General features: G+C 70.7%; 17 protein-coding genes, 1 tRNA gene and 1 riboswitch. Of the genes, 9 read left to right on the forward strand and 9 right to left on the reverse strand.

Translation table 11 applies throughout. The features are described from left to right. Positions 1 to 23 precede the first annotated feature (23 nt). Positions 24 to 3,470 carry an indolepyruvate ferredoxin oxidoreductase family protein gene (locus FHX46_RS20895; protein ID WP_167117710.1) on the reverse strand — a complete coding sequence of 1,149 codons (3,447 nt, stop codon included), beginning with the start codon at positions 3,468 to 3,470 and terminating at the stop codon, positions 24 to 26. A gap of 180 nt (positions 3,471 to 3,650) precedes the next feature. Between FHX46_RS20895 and FHX46_RS20900 the strand changes: the two genes are divergently transcribed. Further along, the gene (locus tag FHX46_RS20900) at positions 3,651 to 4,121 is read left to right on the forward strand and encodes an Lrp/AsnC family transcriptional regulator (protein ID WP_167117713.1); all 471 of its coding nucleotides are present in this window, start codon (positions 3,651 to 3,653) and stop codon (positions 4,119 to 4,121) included. A gap of 10 nt (positions 4,122 to 4,131) precedes the next feature. Here FHX46_RS20900 and FHX46_RS20905 read toward each other — a convergent pair whose 3' ends face one another. Continuing rightward, positions 4,132 to 4,794 carry an IclR family transcriptional regulator gene (locus FHX46_RS20905; protein ID WP_167117717.1) on the reverse strand — a complete coding sequence of 221 codons (663 nt, stop codon included), beginning with the start codon at positions 4,792 to 4,794 and terminating at the stop codon, positions 4,132 to 4,134. 153 nt (positions 4,795 to 4,947) lie between these two features. Between FHX46_RS20905 and FHX46_RS20910 the strand changes: the two genes are divergently transcribed. The 3 genes from FHX46_RS20910 (at position 4,948) to FHX46_RS20920 (ending at position 9,166) form a co-directional block, all read left to right on the forward strand. Beyond that, positions 4,948 to 7,260, forward strand: a complete 2,313-nt coding sequence (locus FHX46_RS20910; RefSeq protein WP_167117720.1) for a cytochrome P450/oxidoreductase — start codon at positions 4,948 to 4,950, stop codon at positions 7,258 to 7,260. A gap of 38 nt (positions 7,261 to 7,298) precedes the next feature. After that, complete coding sequence (locus FHX46_RS20915; RefSeq protein WP_167117723.1) at positions 7,299 to 8,615, forward strand: MFS transporter; 1,317 nt, start codon at positions 7,299 to 7,301, stop codon at positions 8,613 to 8,615. A 194-nt stretch (positions 8,616 to 8,809) separates the two neighbouring features. Further along, positions 8,810 to 9,166 carry a hypothetical protein gene (locus tag FHX46_RS20920; protein WP_167117726.1) on the forward strand — a complete coding sequence of 119 codons (357 nt, stop codon included), beginning with the start codon at positions 8,810 to 8,812 and terminating at the stop codon, positions 9,164 to 9,166. Positions 9,167 to 9,549: 383 nt separating this feature from the next. Here the strand turns inward: FHX46_RS20920 and FHX46_RS20925 are convergent, their stop codons facing one another. Continuing rightward, entirely contained in the window at positions 9,550 to 9,915 is a 366-nt protein-coding gene (locus FHX46_RS20925) for an LGFP repeat-containing protein (protein ID WP_313886211.1), read from the reverse strand. 921 nt (positions 9,916 to 10,836) lie between these two features. On the opposite strand from FHX46_RS20925, the gene FHX46_RS20935 reads away from it, so the two are divergent. Continuing rightward, on the forward strand, positions 10,837 to 11,031 hold the full coding sequence (locus FHX46_RS20935; RefSeq protein WP_167117731.1) for a hypothetical protein: 195 nt from the start codon (positions 10,837 to 10,839) through the stop codon (positions 11,029 to 11,031). 113 nt (positions 11,032 to 11,144) lie between these two features. Here FHX46_RS20935 and FHX46_RS20940 read toward each other — a convergent pair. Then, positions 11,145 to 11,216: transfer RNA gene (locus tag FHX46_RS20940), tRNA-Val, on the reverse strand. Positions 11,217 to 11,260: 44 nt separating this feature from the next. Beyond that, complete coding sequence (locus FHX46_RS20945; protein WP_167117735.1) at positions 11,261 to 12,313, reverse strand: nitronate monooxygenase; 1,053 nt, start codon at positions 12,311 to 12,313, stop codon at positions 11,261 to 11,263. Positions 12,314 to 12,370: 57 nt separating this feature from the next. Between FHX46_RS20945 and FHX46_RS20950 the strand changes: the two genes are divergently transcribed. Further along, positions 12,371 to 12,814, forward strand: a complete 444-nt coding sequence (locus FHX46_RS20950; protein WP_167117738.1) for a pyridoxamine 5'-phosphate oxidase family protein — start codon at positions 12,371 to 12,373, stop codon at positions 12,812 to 12,814. Positions 12,815 to 12,820: 6 nt separating this feature from the next. On the opposite strand, the gene lepA is transcribed toward FHX46_RS20950, so the two are convergent. Continuing rightward, positions 12,821 to 14,671, reverse strand: coding sequence for a translation elongation factor 4 (lepA, locus tag FHX46_RS20955; RefSeq protein ID WP_167117741.1), 1,851 nt, complete (start codon positions 14,669 to 14,671; stop codon positions 12,821 to 12,823). 102 nt (positions 14,672 to 14,773) lie between these two features. On the opposite strand from lepA, the gene FHX46_RS20960 reads away from it, so the two are divergent. Further along, positions 14,774 to 15,373: a class I SAM-dependent methyltransferase gene (locus tag FHX46_RS20960; protein ID WP_167117745.1), complete on the forward strand. Its 600-nt coding sequence runs from the start codon at positions 14,774 to 14,776 to the stop codon at positions 15,371 to 15,373. A 161-nt stretch (positions 15,374 to 15,534) separates the two neighbouring features. Here FHX46_RS20960 and FHX46_RS20965 read toward each other — a convergent pair whose 3' ends face one another. Together FHX46_RS20965 and FHX46_RS20970 are read right to left on the reverse strand one after the other, a co-directional pair. Then, positions 15,535 to 15,915: a VOC family protein gene (locus FHX46_RS20965; RefSeq protein ID WP_167117748.1), complete on the reverse strand. Its 381-nt coding sequence runs from the start codon at positions 15,913 to 15,915 to the stop codon at positions 15,535 to 15,537. 22 nt (positions 15,916 to 15,937) lie between these two features. Continuing rightward, complete coding sequence (locus tag FHX46_RS20970) at positions 15,938 to 16,801, reverse strand: EamA family transporter (protein ID WP_167117751.1); 864 nt, start codon at positions 16,799 to 16,801, stop codon at positions 15,938 to 15,940. Positions 16,802 to 16,954: 153 nt separating this feature from the next. Between FHX46_RS20970 and rpsT the strand changes: the two genes are divergently transcribed. After that, positions 16,955 to 17,215 carry a 30S ribosomal protein S20 gene (gene rpsT, locus FHX46_RS20975; RefSeq protein ID WP_167117754.1) on the forward strand — a complete coding sequence of 87 codons (261 nt, stop codon included), beginning with the start codon at positions 16,955 to 16,957 and terminating at the stop codon, positions 17,213 to 17,215. 657 nt (positions 17,216 to 17,872) lie between these two features. Here the strand turns inward: rpsT and holA are convergent. Continuing rightward, complete coding sequence (gene holA, locus FHX46_RS20980; protein WP_167117757.1) at positions 17,873 to 18,853, reverse strand: DNA polymerase III subunit delta; 981 nt, start codon at positions 18,851 to 18,853, stop codon at positions 17,873 to 17,875. Between the two features lie 136 nt (positions 18,854 to 18,989). Beyond that, positions 18,990 to 19,122: riboswitch (SAM riboswitch) on the forward strand. A 12-nt stretch (positions 19,123 to 19,134) separates the two neighbouring features. On the opposite strand from holA, the gene thrC reads away from it, so the two are divergent. Further along, positions 19,135 to 20,400, forward strand: coding sequence for a threonine synthase (gene thrC / locus FHX46_RS20985; protein WP_167117760.1), 1,266 nt, complete (start codon positions 19,135 to 19,137; stop codon positions 20,398 to 20,400). The last annotated feature ends 7 nt before the right edge of the window (positions 20,401 to 20,407 follow it).

The raw sequence follows: 20,407 nt of genomic DNA on the forward strand, positions 1-20,407 counted from the left end.
CGCGGCCGGCCCGGCGGATCGCGTCAGGCGCTGGGTTGCCGAATGCGGCCGGTCCCCGTCCGGGTGAGCGGCGCGGTGAGCTCGGCCTGCCGCCGCCGGTAGCCCGCGACGGCGGCGAGCTTGATGTCCTCGTAGCCGCGCACCATGTCGGGCAGCCCGGCGAGTTCGAGCAACGCCGCCTCGTCCATCCCGTCCGCCAGCGCGCTCGTGATCGCCTCGCGGTACTCGCCGATCAACTGCCGCTCGACGCGCCGCACCCCGGCGTAGCCGAAGACGTCCCAGCGGGTGCCCCGCAGTCGTCGCCCCGCCCGAAGCAGCCGCAGCGCGGGCCGGGCCCACCGGCCGAGCGCGATCTTGCGGTCGAGGCCGAGCGCGCGCAGCACGGGCGGGTGCAACTGGTGGGCGTAACGCGCGCCGGCACCGAACTGGGCCTCGATGTCCGCCTGGAGCGCGGGGTCGAGGGACAGCCGGGCGACCTCGTACTCGTCCTTGTAGGCCATCAGCTTGTACAGGTTGCGGGCGACGGCCTGGGTGACCGGACCGTCCCCGGCCCGCGCCCGCACCTGCTCGACGAACTCGGCGTAGGTGCGTGCGTAGTCCTCGTCCTGGTAGGCGACGAGGTCGGGCACCCGCACGTCGAGCAGCCGCGCCAGCTCACCACCCTCGGTGCGCACCAGGGACCGCACCCGGCGGACCGCCTCCGGATCGGTGACGGGTCCGGGCGCCGGGCGGGGCGGGGCGAGCTCGGCGGCCAGTGCGTCCGGATCGGCGACGAGCTGGCGGCCCCGGCGGAACGCCTGCAGGTTCGCCGGCACGGCGGTGCCGTTGACCTCGATGGCCCGCTCGATCGCAGTCGCGCTCACGTTCAGCGCGCCGGTCTGGCAGGCGGCGCCGAGCTGGAGGATGTTGGCGAACTGGTCGTCGCCGAACAGCGCCTCGGCCGCGGCCCGCGCGTCCAGGTAGTGGCCGCGGGCGGTCGCACCGTCCAGGACGGACCGGATGCTCGTCTCGTCGGGGAAGGACACGGCGGTGTCGACGATCATCCGGCCGGTGGGAACCTCCGAAGTGGACACCACGGCGACCGTGCGGTCCGCGTCGGCCACGCCCAGGTGCACCGGATCGGCCGCCACCAGCGGGTCGCAGGCCAGGTACAGATCGCACTCCCCCGCGGCGAGCTTGGCCGCCTGCTCCACCGGTGCACGGGTGATCTTGACGTCGGAGACCACGGCGCCGCCCTTCTGGGCGAGCCCGATCTGGTCGAGGGTGCGCACGTGACGCCCGTCGAGCACGGCGGCGGTGGCGAGGATCTGCGCCACGGTCACCACGCCGGTTCCGCCGATGCCGGTGATCCGCACGGCGACGTCCCCGGCCGCCACCGCCGGCTCCGGCAGCGCGGTCGCCGCCAGCGGCGGAACGCCCTTGCGCTGCTTGGCTTTGCCGGGCACCACGGTGAGGAAGGACGGGCAGTCGCCCTTCAGGCACGAGTAGTCCACATTGCACGACGCCTGGTGGATGCGGGTCTTGCGGCCGAACTCGGTCTCCACCGGCTGCACGGACAGGCAGTTGGACTTCACCCCGCAGTCGCCGCAGCCTTCGCAGACCCGTTCGTTGATGAACACCTTGGTGGCCGGGGTCTCCAGCTTGCCGCGCCGCCGCTTGCGGCGCTTCTCGGCGGCGCACTCCTGGTCGTGGATGATCACGGTGACCCCCGGGACCGCGGCCAGCTCCTCCTGCACCCGCAGCAGGTCGTCGCGCGAGCGGACCGCGACGCCGCGGGGGAACCGCAGGCGGCGCAGCCGGCGCGGCTGGTCGGAGGTGACCACGACCTTGGCGGCTCCCTCGGTGAGCAGCAGCGCGGCGAGCTTGTCCACCCGGAGCGCACCGACGGCGTCCTGACCGCCGGTCATCGCCACCGCCGAGTTGTGCAGCAGCTTGTAGGTGATGTTCACGCCCGCCGCGACCGCGGCCCGCACGGCGAGGCTGCCGGAGTGGGTGAAGGTGCCGTCGCCGATGTTCTGCACCAGGTGCCGGGATTCGACGAACGGGGCCATCCCGATCCACTGGGCACCCTCGCCGCCCATCTGCGTGATGCCGATGACGTCCCCGACCTGATCGGGTTCCATGAACAACGCCATCGTGTGGCAGCCGATCCCGGCGCCCACCAGCGTGCCGTCGGCCACCTTGGTGGAGGAGTTGTGCGGGCAGCCCGAACAGAAGTAGGGCGTGCGGGCCAGCAGCGGCACCGCGATCCGTTCCCGGCGTCGCCGTCCCCGCCACGCCTGCACCGGTTCGAGGTCCCCGAGCCGCCCGGCAAGACCCCTGGCGATGACGTCCGGATCGAGCTCGCCCAGTTCGGTGAACAGCACCCGGCCGTCCGGGCCGGTCTTGCCGTGCACCCGCGGCGCGGCGGTGCGGCCGTAGAGGATTTCCTTCACCGCCGGTTCCACGAGCGCCCGCTTCTCCTCGACCACCACGATCTCGTCGAGCCCGTCGGCGAACTCGGTGACGATCGACGGTTCGACGGGGTGGATCACGCCCAGTTTGAGGATGCGGATGCCGTAGCGGGCGAGCGCGGCCTCGTCGAGCCCGAGCGTCCGCAGCGCCTGCCGCAGGTCCAGGTAGGACTTTCCGGCGGTGATGATCCCGATCCGGTCGGCCGGGCCGGATTGCACGATCCGGTTGACCCCGCTGACCCGCAGGTACTCCAGCGCGAGCGGCATCCGCACCCGGTGCAGGCTGTGCTCCATGGCGACCAGCTCCGCGCCCACGAGGCGGCTGTTCGGCCGGTGGCCGTAGGCGCCTTCGGACAGCACCGGCGCGGCCCACGACGGCTCGACCACGGCGGTACCGGCCGCGTCGGCGACGTTGGCGACGATCTTCAGCGCCGTCCACAGCCCGCTCGCCCGCGACAGCTCCACCGCGTGCCGCCCGTGCTCCAGGATGTCCTGGGAGTCCGCCGGGAAGAACACCGGCATCGCCAGATCGGCCAGCGCGTGCTCCGAGGCGCACGGCACGGTCGACGACTTGGCGTTCGGGTCGTCCCCGACCAGCGCGACCGCACCGCCGCGGGGATGCGTGCCGGTCAGGTTGGCGTGCCGCAGCGCGTCGGTGGCCCGGTCCAGGCCCGGCGCCTTGCCGTACCACCAGCCGGTGACCCCGTCCCCGCGCAACGAGCCCACGCCCGCGGCCAGCTGACTGCCCATCACCGAGGTCGCGGCGAGCTCCTCGTTCAGGCCCGGCCGGTGCACCACCGCGTGCTCGTCCAGCAGCGCCGCGCGCCGCGCCAGCTCGAGGTCGAACCCGCCCAGTGGCGAACCCTCGTAACCGGACACGAAGGCGGCGGTGTCGCTGCCGCCGCGGCGGTCGTGCCGGACGCGGTCCAGCACCACGCGGACCAGGGCCTGCACACCCGTGAGGTAGACCGTTCCCGCTTCGCGCACGTACCGCTCGTCCAGGGTGAAAGTGGTCATCGTCGACCCTTCCTGCGTCACTGCATCACTGCGTCACTGCACCGCCTCGGTGAGACGTGGACCACTTCAACCGACGGCGGCGGGCGCACACAACAATGCCGGGACAACTGCCGCTGATTGCGCAAAGATCAGAAGCGGACAGCCGCTTTCCCTGAGATCTGTTGCGTAGGATCCGGTGCCATGACCGCGGAGCCGCTCGACGCGACCGACCACGAGATCCTGGCCCTGTTGCGCGAGGACGCGCGCCGGACGCTGTCCGACATCGCCGGCCGGGTCACCCTGTCCACCGCCGCGGTGAAACGGCGCATCGACCGGCTGCAGGAGGCCGGGATCATCACCGGGTTCACCGTGCAGATCGACCACGCCAAGCTCGGCTGGGGCGTCGAAGCGTTCGCGCAGTTGCGGTTCTTCGGCACCACCAACGTCGACGAGATCGTCCAGAGCACCACCCGGATGCCCGAGGCGCAGGCGGTGTTCACCATCGCCGGCGACCCGGACGCCCTGGTCTGGTTGCGGGTGCGCGACCTGCAGCACCTGCAGCGCACGGTCGACGAGCTCCGCCGCAGTCACCGGATCACCAACACGAAGACGCTGATCGTGCTCGACTCCTGGACGCGGGGTCAGCAATGGCCGTCCGCCGAGGCCCCCTGACCCCAGCCCGTCAAGCCGTGAGCAGGTGCTCGATCCGGCGCGCGGCGGCCATCACCTCGGCGGCCGCCAGGCCGGTGTCCAGGCCGTCGATGGCGACCACGCCGATGCTGCGCTCCAGGGTGCCCGCCCGGATCCCGGAGGCGAGACCGACCGCGCCGCGCTCCAGTTGTCCCCGGGTCAGGCTGTAGCCGTCCCGACGCGCCTGCCGCACCGCCTCCGGCTCACCGGGTACTTCCGGCCGCGCGGCCAGGATCGCGATCCCGGCCGCGCCCCGCGTCAGCGGGTGCCTGCTGCCGACCCGGTAGCCGACCGTCAGCACGGTGCCTTCGGGTTCGGCAACCATCGCCACCACGCACTCGTTGCCTTCCACCGCCGACAGGTAGGCCGTTGCGCTGGTGCGGTTGGCCAGGTCCTGCAGCAACGGCAGCACGTCCTGGTTGAAGTGCGGCTCGAACTTCGACGCGAGGTTCGCCAGCCCGGAGGCCAGCCGGACCCGGCCGTCGCCGGTGCGCGCCACGAGCCGATGGCTCTCCAGGGTGGCCACGATGCGGTAGCAGATGGCCCGGTGCACGTCGAGTTCGCGCGCCAGGTCGGCGACCGAGATCCCGGCGGGCGATTCCGCGACCACTTCCAACGCCCGCAGACCGCGGTCGAGCGTCTGCAAGGTGCTCATGCCGCTCCTCCGCCTCTCGATCTCGGCCGGACCCCGACTCTACCGACGGGCCTTGACGGTCCCCGCTCCCCCACTTACGCTCACTCCGGTTCGCTCAACGCTACACATTGTGCGTTATCAGTAAAAGAGCCGGTCACCGGGAGGCAGAACAGCATGAGCACAGGGGCGTGCCCGATCGACCACGGAGCCTCGGCGGCCGGACGGTGCCCGGTCTCGCCCCGGGCGAGCGCCTTCGACCCGTTCGGCGCCGAGTACCAGGCCGACCCGCCGGCCGCGGTGCGCTGGTCCCGGGACGAGGAGCCGGTGTTCTTCAGCCCGTCCCTGGGCTACTGGGTCGTCACCCGGTACGACGACGTCAAGGCCGTCTTCCGCGACAACATCACGTTCTCGCCCTCGATCGCGCTCGAAAAGATCACGCCCGTCTCCGCGGAGGCCACCGCCACCCTCGCGAAGTACGGCTACGCCATGAACCGGACGCTGGTGAACGAGGACGAGCCCGAGCACATGCCGCGCCGCCGGGTCCTCATGGATCCGTTCACCCCGGAGCAGCTCGTCCACCACGAGCCGATGGTCCGGCGCCTCACGCGGGAGTACGTCGACCGCTTCATCGACGCCGGCAAGGCCGACCTCGTCGACGAGATGCTGTGGGAGGTCCCGCTCACCGTGGCGCTGCACTTCCTCGGCGTCCCCGAGGAGGACATGGCGACCCTGCGCAAGTACTCCATCGCGCACACCGTCAACACCTGGGGCAGGCCCTCACCCGAGGAACAGGTCGCCGTCGCGGAGAACGTCGGCAAGTTCTGGCAGTACGCCGGCACGGTGCTGGACAAGCTGCGCAAGGACCCCTCCGGGCACGGCTGGATCCCGTACAGCATCCGCGCCCAGCGCGAGCACCCCGACGTCATCACCGACTCCTACCTGCACTCGATCATGATGGCCGGCATCGTCGCCGCCCACGAGACGACGGCCAACGCCGCCGCCAACGCCATCAAGCTCCTCCTGGAGAACCGCGAGGTGTGGGAGGAAATCTGCGCCGACCCGAGCCTGATCCCCAACGCCGTCGAGGAATGCCTGCGGCACTCGGGTTCGGTCGCCGCGTGGCGCAGGCTGGTCACCCGGGACACCGTGATCGGCGGGGTGCCGGTCCCGCGCGGCGCGAAGCTGCTCATCGTGAACTCGTCGGCGAACCGCGACGAGCGGCACTTCGACAACGCCGACGAGGTCGATGTCCGCCGGGACAACGCCACCGACCACCTGACCTTCGGCTACGGCAGCCACCAGTGCATGGGCAAGAACCTGGCGCGCATGGAACTCCAGGTGTTCCTCGAAGAGCTGACCCGCCGGCTCCCCCACCTGGACCTGGTGCCCGACCAGGAGTTCACCTACGTCCCCAACACCTCCTTCCGCGGCCCGGAACACCTGTGGGTGCAATGGGATCCGGCCGCCAACCCGGAGCGGGCCGACCCCTCGATCCGCGAGGCGCAGCGGCCGGTGCGCATCGGCGAGCCGTCGAAGCGGGGCGCCGGCCGGAACGTGACCGTCGTGTCGGTCGAGCGCGCCGCCGACGAGGTCGTCGAGGTGACGCTGGCCGCGGCCAACGGCAAGCCCCTGCCGAAGTGGACACCGGGCGCGCACGTGGACGTCGAACTCGGCGACGTGTCCCGGCAGTACTCGCTGTGCGGCGACCCGGCCGACTTGAGCACCTACCGCATCGCGGTGCTCAAGGACCCGGCCAGCCGCGGCGGTTCCCGGTACGTGCACGAGAACCTGCGGCCCGGCAGCACCCTGCGGCTGCGTGGCCCGCGCAACCACTTCCGGCTCGATCCCGCCGCCCGCCACTACGTGTTCGTGGCCGGCGGGATCGGCATCACGCCGATCATCGCGATGGCCGACCACGTCAAGGCGTCCGGCGGCAGCTACGAACTGCACTACTGCGGCCGCGCCACCTCGGCGATGGCCCTGCTGGACCGGTGCCGGCGCGACCACGGCGACCGGCTGCACATCCACTGCACCGCGGCCGGGACCCGGCTCGACCTCGCGGCGCTGCTCGCGAACCCGGCCGAGGGCACCCAGATCTACGCCTGCGGCCCGGAACGGCTGCTCGACGCCCTGGCCGGGGCGAGCGCGCACTGGCCGGAGGACACGCTGCACGTCGAGCACTTCACCACCACGCAGCAGGCCCTCGATCCCGCCGTCGAGCACCCCTTCGACGTCGACCTCGCCGACTCCGGCCTCACCGTGCGCGTCGCCGCAGACCAGACGGTGCTCGCCGCGTTGCGCGCCGCGGGTATCGACGTCCCCAGCGACTGCGAGGAAGGCCTGTGCGGCACGTGCGAGGCCGCGGTCCTCGACGGCGAGGTCGACCACCGCGACGTGGTGCTGACCAGGACCGAGCGGGCGGCGAACAACAAGATGATGACCTGCTGCTCGCGCGCCCGCGGCGACCGGATCAGCCTCCGGCTCTGACTCAACTCTCCCGTGTGGACATTCGAAAGGAACTGACAATGACGTCGACGGTGGATCACCGAGTCCGGTCCGCCACCAGCTTCCGGCGCGTGCTCGCCGGCGGCATGGCCGGGTCGGTGCTGGAGTGGTACGACTTCGCCATCTACGGCGTGCTCGCCGCGACGGTGCTCGGCCCGCTGTTCTTCCCCGGCAAGAGCGGGGTCGTCCAGCTGCTCCTCGCCCTGGCCACCCAGGGTCTGGGGTTCGTCGCCCGCCCCCTCGGCGGCGTGGTGTTCGGGCACCTGGGCGACAAGTTCGGCCGCAAACCCATGCTGGTGGTGACGTTCCTCCTGCTCGGCACCTCGACCGCGGCGATCGGCGTGCTGCCGACCTACCACCAGGCCGGGCTCTGGGCGACCGTGCTGCTGGTGGTGCTGCGCATGACGCAGGGTTTCGCGCTGGGCGGCGAGTTCGGTGCGGCCGTGCTGATGGTGAGCGAGTACGGCGAACCGAAGCGGCGCGGCTTCTGGGCCTCCTGGCCGCAGGCCGGTGCGCCGCTGGGCACGGTGCTGGCGACCGTCGTGGTCACCATCATCGGGCTGGTCTTCCCGGGTGACGCCTTCGACACCTGGGGCTGGCGGGTGGCGTTCCTCGTCGCGATCCCGCTGCTGATCATCGGGTTCTGGATCCGGCGCAGCGTCGAGGAGTCGCCGGTGTTCCAGGCCGCCAAGGCCGGCGCGGAGCAGAAGGCCGCCGGGAAGAAGAAGTCGAGCGTGCTCGAAGCGTTGGCCCGGCCCCGTGCGGTCCTGCAGGGCCTGGGCATGCGGCTCGGCGAGAACATCGCGTTCTACATCTACACCGTTTTCGTCATCGCCTACGCCACGAGGTACTTCGGCTACGCGCGCGGGGACGTGGTGCTGGCCGTGACGTTCGCGTCGGTGTGCCAGTTCGCCGGGATGATCGGCGGCGGCGCCTGGTCCGACCGCGTCGGCCGCAAGATCGCGATGCTCGTACCCGCCGTCGCGCTCGTGATCTGGGCGCCGGTCTTCTTCTGGATGGTGGGCACCTCCAGCGTGCCGATGCTGTGGCTCGGCGTCTGTCTGGGCGCGTTCTTCCACGGCATGCTCGCCGGTCCGGAAGCGGCCTGGATCACCGAGCTGTTCCCCACCCGCTACCGCTACGCGGGCTCGTCCCTGGTGTTCCAGGGTTCGTCGATCATCGCCGGCGCGCCCGCGCCGCTCATCGCGGTGTGGCTCATCGACAGCTTCGGCGTCGGCGCGGTGGTGGGCTACCTCGTGATCACGATGGCGATCACGGTGATCGCCCTGGTGACCAGCCGGGAAACGAAGGCCGTCGACCTCGACCGCGTCAGCTGAGCGGACCGGTGATGCCCGCGCCCGTGCGCACGGCCGGGCATCACCTCCTGATCGGGCGGGCTCATCAATGCACACTCCTCGCCAGCACGTTGTGCCAGCCTGAGCACTTCCGCCCGCCACCCGGGGAGAACTCACCCGAGGAACGTTGACTGCTCATCCGCACATCCTCCAGCCGAAGGCACCGGACCAGGGCGGTGATCGCCACCATCGGCCTGGCGTTCGCCGCCCTGATCGCCCCCTTCCGCATCCACGATTACCACTGCCAGACGGGGAAGCACGTTTCCGAACCGGGCCACACCGACAAGTGTGCCGAGGCGGAGGTCTACGTGAAAGACCGGAAGGCAGACAGCCGCGCCGCACTGGCAGCCATCCGGTCCTACGCCGCCGGCGACCCACCGATCCGTTTCTGCCGCAACAATCACGGCAACGGAACCTGGGCCGTCTGCACGTTCAACTGGCCGGAAGGCCCCAAGAAAGAAGTGCACGTCGGCGCGCTGGTGAGCTACACCAACCTGCACACCGACTACAAGTGCTCCTTCTCGAACAACTGACATCGGATGCCGATGAACAAGACCCCTTGAGTCGCCCGGCGATTCAGGGGTCTTCGCTACGCGGGCCCAACCAGCCGCCCGCTCTGTGGGGCCGCTATGAGCAATGGTCCCGCACACGCCGACGGCCTGCCGGCGAAGATCGCCGGCAGGCCGTCTGAACAGCGAAAAAAAACCGGTGGGCGATACTGGGATCGAACCAGTGATCTCTTCGGGCTGAACTACGTGCGTGATACCGCGCTGACCTGTAGGAATATGACTCTTGCAGCTCAGCGCTGGTCGATTAGGACTGTTGAGCCTTGTTGTGGCCCATCCAGCCCGTAGCCCTGCTCGCAGCTTGCTCCCCACGCTGCTCCCCGACGGCGTAATGGCGCTTCACCGGGTGCTCAAGTATACGTGACCTGGGTGGTGTTGTTGGCGCTGGTCCAGGTGATGTAGCCGTGTTGGAAGTCGCTGCGGCGGCCGCCGGGGATGCTGTACTCGTCACTGGACGGGTAGCCGAGGCGGCTTTTTTCCCAGCCGAGGGACGCCCAAGTGTCGCGAATTGTTCCGACGACTGCGTGCGGGCCGGTCGCGGGGCTCCAGTAGATGGAGGTGTGGTTGGTGAAGTGGTTGTAGCGCCCGATGCCATCGGGTGGGGTGGATTCGTCGGTGGTGGGGTATCCGGCGCCGGTTTCCCAGCCCAGCTCGACCCACTTGGTGCGGATGCCACCCTGGATTTCGTGTGCGCCGGAACCGGGTGACCAGTACATGGAAGCTCCGTCGCGGCCAATTCCAGCGATAATTGGCGAACTGGACCCTAGGGCACACCGGTTAGCGACCACCGGGTTACCGGACCTGGCCAGTCCGATACTGTCCAGCGATGGCATTCCACTCCCGCTCGACGTCGTGTCCCTCCGCAAACCCGAGGTCCTGATTGATGAGAGTCAGCACTTCTCTGGCACGCGCAAGCGGAATACCGACCTCCTGAGTAAGCACCCTGAGAAGATTGAAGGGTGTAGCCGCGAACGGCGCCGACCTCATGTACGAGGTCAGTTCGGTGAGTGAACCGCCGGCTACGACTAGTCGCCCGGCCTCAGCGAATGCCTCGTCCACGCCACTCGTATCTGGTGAAGATGACTTCGACATCAGTGCAGCTTCCCCGCAGTCCTGCCTCCTTGACAACCTGAGCCTTACAAGCTCGAGATGCTCCTGCAGGCCATCGAGTACCGCAAGATCGGCGTCCAGCGAGTTCAGGGCTGGATCGACAGCGCTCAAGGGCCTGTCTACCGAATCCGCCCGGCTCGTCGCCGAAGCAGCGGTCTCCGTGTCACCCCTCGCCTGGCGAGACCGGTAAGCCCGGTCGAACCACTTCAATCGCGAATAGGCAGTGGAGAATCAGCGGAATAACACCACGGGTCCCGAAAGGAACGCGTACACGTTGCCAACACGGAATTATTCCCATTCGCTTACGGGGCGAGACCGCAGAGGATCGTCACGGCGGCACCGAGCAGCAGATAGGGCGCAGAGGCCTCGGGACACCACGAGGAAGCCGCCGGGCGACGCGCAACAGCGTGCGCGCGATTCCGCCGACACGTCTGGCCACCCGCCCTGGCTGGCGACAAGAGCCGCGGCTGGGCACCACTCAATCAGGGCATGCACTTCCATGACCTACATACACGCATGAGACGTGGTTGATCGAGGACGGCGTCCCGCGCATCCTCCGGCTGGTACGCCCGGGACACAGGCGCAGGGACACCGACGACCTCTACTCCGACGTGACTGACGTCATGGTCGAGTCGATGCTGACCGCTCTGCAGCGACGCTGGGAGCAGGACGGCGGATGCAACTGGGACGAAACCCCAGGTCAGGAGCAGGATGCGGCGTGACCTCTTCGGATTCGCGAAGAGGTCAGGACGCGGTGCTCCCCACCTGGTCGCAAACGCCGACGGCCCGCCGACGATGGTCGTCGACAGGCCGTCTGAACAGCGAAAACAACCGGTGGGCGATACTGGGATCGAACCAGTGACCTCTTCGGTGTGAACGAAGCGCTCTCCCCCTGAGCTAATCGCCCGGTGTAACCAGAATCCTAGCGGATGCCGTCCGCGCGATGTGCACCTACCCCAGCCGCCGGTGCACGCGGTCGTGCGCGGCCTTCGCCTCCATGGCGAGCCGGGCCACTATCTCGGCCGCCGGGCCGGCCGTGGCGACCGAGTACGTCTGCCCGCCCCACAGGTTCACGCCCTCGGGGTCGCCGGCCCGGTGCGCGGCCGCCCGCACCGGTTTGGTCAGGTGGTGCACCTCCGGGTAGGCCGACGGCGCATACGGCGAATGCTCGGTGAGGAACCGGTTGACCAGGCCCCGCGCGGGGCGGCCGCTGAAGGCGCGGGTGATCGCCGTGACGCGCCCGCCCTCAGCCAGGGCGCGGCGGTGCGCGGGCTGCGTGCCGGCTTCGTCGGCGCGCAGGAACGCGGTGCCCAGCTGCGCCGCGTCGGCGCCGGCGGCCAGCACCGCGGCCACGTCCGCCCCGTGCACGATCCCGCCGGCCGCGATCAACGGCAGGTCCACCGCGGACCCCACCAGCCGCAGCAGCGCCAGCAGGCCGTACACCTCTCCCCCGGCCGGGTTCCCCGGGTCGTCCAGGAACAGACCCCGGTGCGCGCCCGCCTCGAAGCCCTGCACGCACAGGGCGTCGGCGCCGATCTCGGCCGCCCGCACCGCCTCCTCCGGGGTGGTGACGGTGGCGATCACCCGTGACCCGGCGTCGTGCAGCCGCCGGATGTCCGCTGTGGACGGCAGTCCGAAGGTGAACGACACGAACGGGATGTCCTGCTGCGCCACCAACTCGACCTTCGCCGGGTAGTCGTCGTCCTCCCAGCGCGGCTCACCCGGCTCGGACTCGTAGTGCCGGGCCTCCTCCTCGATCCGCCGCACGTAGGGCGCGAGATCCGCCTCGGACTGCCGCCCCGGCACGAACAGGTTGACCCCGAACGGCCGGCCGGTCAGCTCCCGGGTCTTCGCGATCCGGTCGCCGAGCGCCTGCGCGCTCAGGTACCCGGCGGCGAGGAAGCCGGATCCGCCGGCATCGGCCACCGCGGCGACGAGTTCGGGCGTGGTGGGGCCACCGGCCATCGGCGCCACGAGGACGGGGACACGCAGCTCTTCGAACATGACCCCACTCTAGGTTTTCCGGCGGCGCGTGACCTGGAGGGCAGCTAGGTTGGCCCCATGACGAACCTCGACGCCGCCCGCTCGCTCGCCGCCCAGGAGACCGGCCTGGCCACGGTGGCGGTCGCCCGCCCGGACGGGACGGTGCACGCCTCGGTGGTCAACGCCGGCTTCCTCGACGATCCGGTGTCCGGGCGTCCCGCCGTCGCCTTCGTGACCCCGGGCGGGACGAAGAAGCTGGAGCTGCTGCGTGCCCGCGGCACCGCGACCGTGCTGTTCCGGCGCGGCTGGAGCTGGGCGGCGGTGCAGGGCCCGGTCCGGCTCCTCGGCCCGGACGATGCGGACCCGGACTTCGATCCGGCCGGGCTGCCGAAGCTGCTGCGCGACATCTTCACCGCGGCCGGCGGCACCCACAACGACTGGGACACCTACGACCGCGTGATGGCGCAGGAGCGGCGGTGCGCGGTGCTCGTCGAGGCGAAGCGGATCACCGGCAGCGCCTGAGCGCCGCTACTTCTTCTTGCCCTTGTCACCCGACGGCTCGTCGGTGGACAACGCGGCCACGAAGGCTTCCTGCGGAACCTCGACCCGGCCGATGTTCTTCATCCGCTTCTTGCCTTCCTTCTGCTTCTCCAGCAGTTTCCGCTTGCGCGAGATGTCCCCGCCGTAGCACTTGGACAGCACGTCCTTGCGCATCGCCCGGATCGTTTCGCGGGCGATGATCCGCGAGCCGACGGCCGCCTGGATGGGCACCTCGAACTGCTGCCGCGGGATCAGCTCACGCAGCCGCCCGGCCATCTTGTTGCCGTAGGTGTAGGCCGCGTCCTTGTGCACGATCGCGGAGAAGGCGTCCACCGGCTCGCCCTGCAGGAGGATGTCGACCTTGACCAGGTCGGCGACCTGCGTGCCGGCCTCCTCGTAGTCCAGCGAGGCGTAGCCGCGGGTGCGGGACTTCAGCGAGTCGAAGAAGTCGAAGATGATCTCGGCGAGCGGGATGTGGTAGCGCAGCTCGACGCGCTCCTCGGACAGGTAGTCCATGCCGAGCAGGTTGCCCCGCTTGCTCTGGCACAGCTCCATGATCGCGCCGATGAACTCCGACGGCGCGATCACCGTGACCTTCGACAGCGGCTCGTGCACCTCGGCGATCTTCACGCCGGTCGGCCAGTCGGACGGGTTGGTGACGTGCACGTCGGTGCCGTCGTCCTGCACCACCCGGTACTCCACGTTCGGCGCGGTCGCGATCAGGTCCAGGCCGAACTCGCGCTCGAGCCGGTCGCGGGTGATCTCCAGGTGCAGCAGGCCGAGGAAGCCGCAGCGGAACCCGAAGCCGAGCGCGACCGACGTCTCCGGCTCGAAGGTCAGCGCGGCGTCGTTGAGCTGCAACTTTTCCAGGGCCTCACGCAGCTCGGGGTAGTCCGAGCCGTCGACCGGGTAGAGGCCGGAGAAGACCATCGGCTTCGGGTCGCGGTACCCGGCCAGCGGCTCGGTGGCGCCCTTGCGCTCGGAGGTGACGGTGTCCCCGACCCTCGACTGGCGGACGTCCTTCACGCCGGTGATCAGGTAGCCCACCTCGCCCACGCCGAGGCCGGCGCTCGGCTTGGGCTCGGGCGAGATGATGCCGACCTCGAGCAGCTCGTGCGTCGCGCCGGTGGACATCATCCGGATCCGCTCGCGCGGGGTGATCCGGCCGTCCACGACGCGGATGTAGGTGACGACACCGCGGTAGGTGTCGTACACCGAGTCGAAGATCATCGCGCGGGCCGGGGCGTCCGCGTCACCCACCGGCGGCGGCACCTGGCGGACCACTTCGTCGAGCAGCTCCGTCACGCCGGCGCCCGTCTTCGCGGAGACGCGCAGCACCTCCGACGGGTCGCAGCCGATGATGTGCGCCAGCTCGGCGGCGTACTTGTCGGGGTCGGCCGCGGGCAGGTCGATCTTGTTCAGGACCGGGATGATGTGCAGGTCCTTCTCGAGCGCCAGGTACAGGTTGGCCAGGGTCTGGGCCTCGATGCCCTGGGCCGCGTCGACCAGCAGGATCGCGCCCTCGCACGCCTCCAGGGCCCGGGAGACCTCGTAGGTGAAGTCCACGTGCCCGGGCGTGTCGATGAGGTGCAGGACGTGGTCGCGGCCGTCGAGGCGCCACGGCAGCCGCACGTTCTGGGCCTTGATCGTGATGCCGCGCTCGCGCTCGATGTCCATCCGGTCGAGGTACTGCGCGCGCATGGCCCGCTCCTCGACCACGCCGGTGAGCTGCAGCATCCGGTCGGCCAGGGTGGACTTGCCGTGGTCGATGTGCGCGATGATGCAGAAGTTCCGGATCTGCTCCGGCGGCGTGAAGGTCTGGTCGGCGAACGTGCTCACTCGGGTCCTCGGCTCGTCGTGGGGTACGCCTCCATGTTCCCATGCCCGATTTCCGGGTCATCCCCGATGCCGGTGAGCGGTGCCGAGTGCTGACCTGGAGGTATGAGCACAACGATCGAGGAGATCCGCGACCGGGCCTTCGGCCACCCGCGGGGGCTGCTGGGCCGCCTGGGCGGGATCGTGATGGCGTACGGCAACGGCGCGACGGAACGCCACGTGGTGGATGTGGCCAGGCTCACGCCGGCGGAGACGGTGCTGGTGGTGGGGCCGGGGCCGGGGGTCGGGCTGCAGCTGGCCGGACAGCGTGCCCGCAGCGCGATCGGGGTGGACCCGTCGCCGGAGATGCGAGCGCTCGCCGAGGCCCGCTGCGCGGCCGAGGTGTCCGCGGGGCGCGTGCGGCTGGCGGCCGGGTCGGCGGGGCGGACCGGCCTGGCCCCGGCCGCGGTGGACGTCGTGCTGAGCGTGAACAACGTCGAGTTGTGGCCCGACCGCGCCGAGGGGTTCGCCGAGCTGCTGCGGGTGCTGCGCCCCGGTGGCCGGCTGGTGCTCTCCGCGCACGAGAAGTGGCTGCCCGTGCCGCGGCACGCGCTCGCGGCGGAACTCACCGAGGCGGGCTTCACGGACCTGCAAACCTGGGTGTGGCAGCCCCCCGGCCTCACCGCGCCACTGGCCGCGCAGTTCCGCGCCCGCCGCCCGGAATAGCGCCGGCGCCGCACTCCGCCGCCGCGGACCCACGCCCAGCGGCCCCCAGCGCGACAACCACGGCCCCACCGCTCACGTCCTGCCGCCCTTGACCCCGCGGTCACCGCCGCACACCACGCTCAGCGCCTTCAGGAGTGCCGCCTCAGGTGCGGCGGAGCGGGTCACTGCGCACGGATGTCCGTCCGTAGTGGATGGTCCGGCGGGATCTCCACCAGCACGATCGTCGTCCCGTCCGGGTCGGAGATGTGGGCCTCGTCCAGGCCCCACGGCTCGCGGCGAGCTTCCCGGTCGGGCCGCACGCCCCGCTCGGCCAGCTCGGCCAGCGTGGCTTCGAGGTCGCGAACCTGGAACCACAGCTCGACGTCGGGACTGGCGCCCTTCTCGCCGCGGCCGACGACCTCCAGGTACCCCTGACCGGTGAAGAAGACGGTGCCTCCGGGGAACGTGCGGTAGATCGCCAGGCCGAGCACATCCCGGTAGAACGCCGTGGTCTTCTCCGGGTCGCGGGGGTGGATCAGCACCCGGCTGCTCAGCACGTCCATGTCTCCTGCCTACCCCAGCCGCTCAGGACGCCGCAATCGCGGCGATCCCGGCCAGGACGACCACGGAGCCGATCAGCCGGCGCGCCGGGTGCGGCTCGCGCAGCACGAGCCACCCGGCGAGGCCGCCCAGGACGATGCTGACCTCCCGGGCCGGCGCGACCAGGCTGACCGGGGCCATGCGCATGGCGTAGAGCACGAGCACGTAGGCGACCGGCGACAGCACCCCGACGAGCACGACCTCCCGCCGGTGCGACCGCCACAGCACGCCGGTCTCGCCGCGGGAACGCAGGGCGGTGGGCGTGAGCAGCACGCTCTGCAGCACCGCGCCGGACGCGAAGTAGATCAGCGGCGGGACGGCGAGGGCGGTCACGGCGTGGTCGTCCCAGAGCGTGTAGGCGGCGATGGTGACGCCGGTGAGCAGCCCGTAGAGGACGCCCGCGCGCCGGGCCCGCGCATCGGCCGCCGAACGTGACCCCAGCCCGATCACCAGCACCCCGGCCACGACCAGGAACGCCCCGGCGAGCCCGAGCCACCCCGGCCGCTCCCCGAGCAGGATGACGGCGGAGAGCACCGACAGCAGCGGTCCGCTCCCCCGGGCCAGCGGGTAGACGACGGACAGGTCACCCACGCGGTAACCGCGCTGCAGCACGACGCCGTAGGCGATGTGGAAGATCGCGGTGAGCAGCGCAGCCGGCAACCATGTCCAATGTGGACGTTCGCCGCCCACCAGGAGCGCGAGGATGGCGAGTGGGGCGCACACGACCGCGGAGACCGTGTAGTAGAGGAAGACGAACGGGGCGCCGGCATCGACCCGCTTGGCCGCGAGGTTCCACCCGGCGTGCACGACGGCGGCGGTGAGGACGAACCCCAGCGCGGTGCCGTTCACGCGCCTCCCTCCCGGCCGGTGCGAATGCCACCCTAACGCCCTGCTAACCTTGACGGTCGTTGCCGTGTGGCATTCCGCCAGGGAGGAAACCCGCACGCCGGGGCCGGTACAGCGCGGCAGCGACACCCACCGACAGATCGAAGGAGCGCCTTCATGGCCAACATCAAGTCCCAGATCAAGCGCATCAAGACCAATGAGAAGGCGCGCCAGCGCAACCAGTCGGTCAAGTCCTCGGTGAAGACCGCGATCCGCAAGTTCCGCGAGGCCGCCGAGTCGGGCGACAAGGCCAAGGCCATCGAGCTGCAGCAGGTCGCGGCTCGCGCCCTGGACAAGGCCGCCGGCAAGGGCGTCATCCACGCGAACCAGGCCGCGAACAAGAAGTCGGCCATGGCCAAGCGCGTCAACCAGCTCTGAGCTTGATCTTCGTGTAACGCGGCGTGCATCCGGCAGGGTGCCCGCCCCGCTCACGTTTCCCCTCGCACCGGCACCCCGCCGCCCAGTTCCCGGAGCCGGCGTCCCACGCCTCGCCCGGGGCCATCCGCCGGCCTGCGCGACGTGCCCTGCATCAGCCGGCGCCCCGCCCAGCTCCAACGCCATCCCGGGCGGCCGCCAGGACCAATCACAGCGACCACCGGCGCCGGTCCGGAGCGGCTCTCCCGCGAGGCTGCCGGTAAACCTCCAGATCACCGCGTGTGCAGCGCGCCCGGGGCCGCCTCACGGCGCAAGCGCCGCCCGCCGAGACGCACCACAGCGCCACCCCCGGCGCACGTCGCGAGCGGATGCCCGCAAGACCTACCCCGGGCGTACGGCACGAGCAGCTCCGCACGAGGCCCGCCCCAAATACCCGCCCCAGCACGACCCGAGCGGCTCCCGCCACGGCCAGCCACAGTGCCCGCCGCAAGCGCCGGCGCTCAGGACGCATCGCAGCGCCAACCTCGCAGGTCACCAGCGCGGAGCCCCACGGCCGCACGACAGCGCCAGGCGCAAGCGCCGCCGCGTGAGGCCCACCCCAGCGCACGCCGCAGCGGACGCCGCAAGCACGGCCGGCCCCAGGCGCCACTGATCGTCCGGTCAGCGCTTGTCGCGGGCCGAGGCGAGTTCCAGGACGGCCCGTTCGAGGGCGTACGAGGGGTCCGCGGCCTGGCCCTTGACCTCGGCGTTGACCCGGGCCACCACGGCCATCGCCTCGGCGAGGCCGGCCTGCGTCCAGCCGCGGGACTGCCCCTGGGCCTTGCGGATCTTCCACGGCGGCATGCCCAGCTCGCCCGCCATCTGGTTCGGGTTGCCGCGGCCTGCCGCCGATACTCGCGCGATGGTGCGCACCGCGTCGGCGAGGGCGTCGGCGATCAGGACGTGCGCGACGCCGATCTGCAGCGCCCACCGCATCGCTTCCAGCGCCGCGCCGCGCTCCCCCGCAACGGCTTTCTCGGCGACGGCGAAGCCGGTCACGTCCGCCCGGCCCCGGTGGTACCGGCGCACCGCCTCCTCGTCGACCCGGCCCCCGGAATCGGCCACCAGCTGCGACGCGGCCGCGGCCAGCTCGCGCAGGTCCGACCCGACGGCATCGATCAGGGCCGCGACACCCGCGGGGTCGATCTTGCCGCCGGCCTGCCGGACCTCGTTGCGGACGAACGACTCCCGCTCCGCCGGTCGGGTGATCTTCGGGCACTCGGTGACCCCGGCTCCCGCCTTGCGCAGGGCCGCCGGCAGGGCCTTGGCGGCCTTGCTGCGGCCGCCGCCGGTGTGGACGACGACGAGGACGACCCCCTCGGCCGGCATCTTCGCGTACGCGAGCACCGCGTCGGCCAGTTCCTGCCCGATGTCCTGCGCACCGTCGAGGACGATCACCCGGCCTTCGCTGAACAGGGACGGGCTGACCAGCTCGGCCAGGGCCGGTGGCGTGAGGTCGGGCACGCGGACCTTCGTGAGCTCGGCCGTCGGGTCGTCCCGGCGGGCCTGCTCCAGAGCGTTCCGGACGGCGCGCTCGACGAGCAACTCCTCTTCGCCGAGCACGAGCTGCAAGGGGGTGGACGTGGTTGCCGACGCGGTCACGTCCCGAATCCTGCCACGAGCCACCGACAGCTCCGGAGCGTGATGAAACCCGCAGGGGCATGGCGTGGCCCGAGCGGTGTGCCGTATGTTGTCACACAGGCATCGCCCGAGGGCGATCACCACCACAACCGAATACCGCTCATCCAGAGGGGCAGAGGGAACGGCCCGACGAAGCCCCGGCAACCGGCGTCAGCCTGTCATCTCGAGTCCGCGAGGTAGCTGGCGATCACGGTGCCAATTCCGGCCCGCGTCAGCGGGACAGATGAGGAAGGAACCTCGCGATGACCGCAGCCCTCGATTCGACCACCACCCGCCGCACCGTCGACCTCGGACCGGCCGTGGAACTGGTCTCCAAGGAAGAGGGCCACCGCCAGCCGCTCGCTCCGGAGTTCGTCTCCGCCGAGGACTTCTCACCGCTCGAGGTCGCCTACGACTTCGGCCGGGTGCGCCGCGAGGACATCCAGGCCGGCCCGCGCAACATCTGGCGCTACAAGAAGCTGCTCCCGGTGCCCTCGAACGTCGAGGAGATCCCGAACACCGAACCGGGCTGTACCAGGCTGGTGAAGGCCGATCGGCTCGCGAAGGCTCTCGGCGTGAAGAGCCTCTGGGTCAAGGACGACACCGGCAACCCCACCCACTCGTTCAAGGACCGCGTCGTCGCCGTCGCCCTCGCCGCCGCCCGCGAGTTCGGGTTCGACACCCTGGCCTGCCCGTCCACCGGCAACCTGGCCAACGCTGTCGCCGCGGCGGCGGCCCGCGCCGGCTGGCAGTCCGTCGTGCTGATCCCGTCGTCGCTCGAGCGCGCGAAGGTCCTGACCACCGCGGTCTACGACGGCAACCTCGTCGCGGTCGACGGCAACTACGACGACGTCAACCGCCTGGCCACCGAGCTGGCCGCCGAGCACGAGAACTGGGCGTTCGTGAACGTCAACGTGCGCCCCTACTACTCCGAGGGCTCGAAGACGCTGGCCTACGAGGTCGCCGAGCAGCTCGGCTGGCGGATCCCGCAGCAGATCGTCGTGCCGATCGCCTCGGGCTCGCAGCTGACCAAGGTGGACAAGGGCTTCCGTGAGTTCGCCAAGCTCGGCCTGGTCGAGGACACCCCGTACAAGGTTTTCGGCGCCCAGGCGGCCGGCTGCTCGCCGGTCTCCACGGCCTTCCGCAACGGTCACGACGTGGTCCAGCCGGTCAAGCCGGACACCATCGCCCGCTCTCTGGCGATCGGCAATCCGGCCGACGGCCCCTACGTGCTCGACACGGTCCGCCGCACCGGTGGCGCGATCGAGGACGTGACCGACGCGGAGGTCGTCGAGGGCATTCGCCTGCTGGCCCGCACCGAGGGCATCTTCACCGAGACCGCCGGCGGGGTCACCGTCGCGACGGCGAAGAAGCTCATCGAGGCCGGCAAGATCGACCCGGACGCCGAGACCGTCCTGCTGATCACCGGCGACGGCCTGAAGACCCTGGATGCGATCGAGAACGAGGTCGGGCCGAAGGCGACGGTCCCGCCGTCGGCGGCAGCCGTGCACGAGGCTCTCGGTCTCTGATCACGCT

It is taken from the genome of Amycolatopsis viridis (genome assembly GCF_011758765.1).
GTDB lineage: Bacteria > Actinomycetota > Actinomycetes > Mycobacteriales > Pseudonocardiaceae > Amycolatopsis_E > Amycolatopsis_E viridis.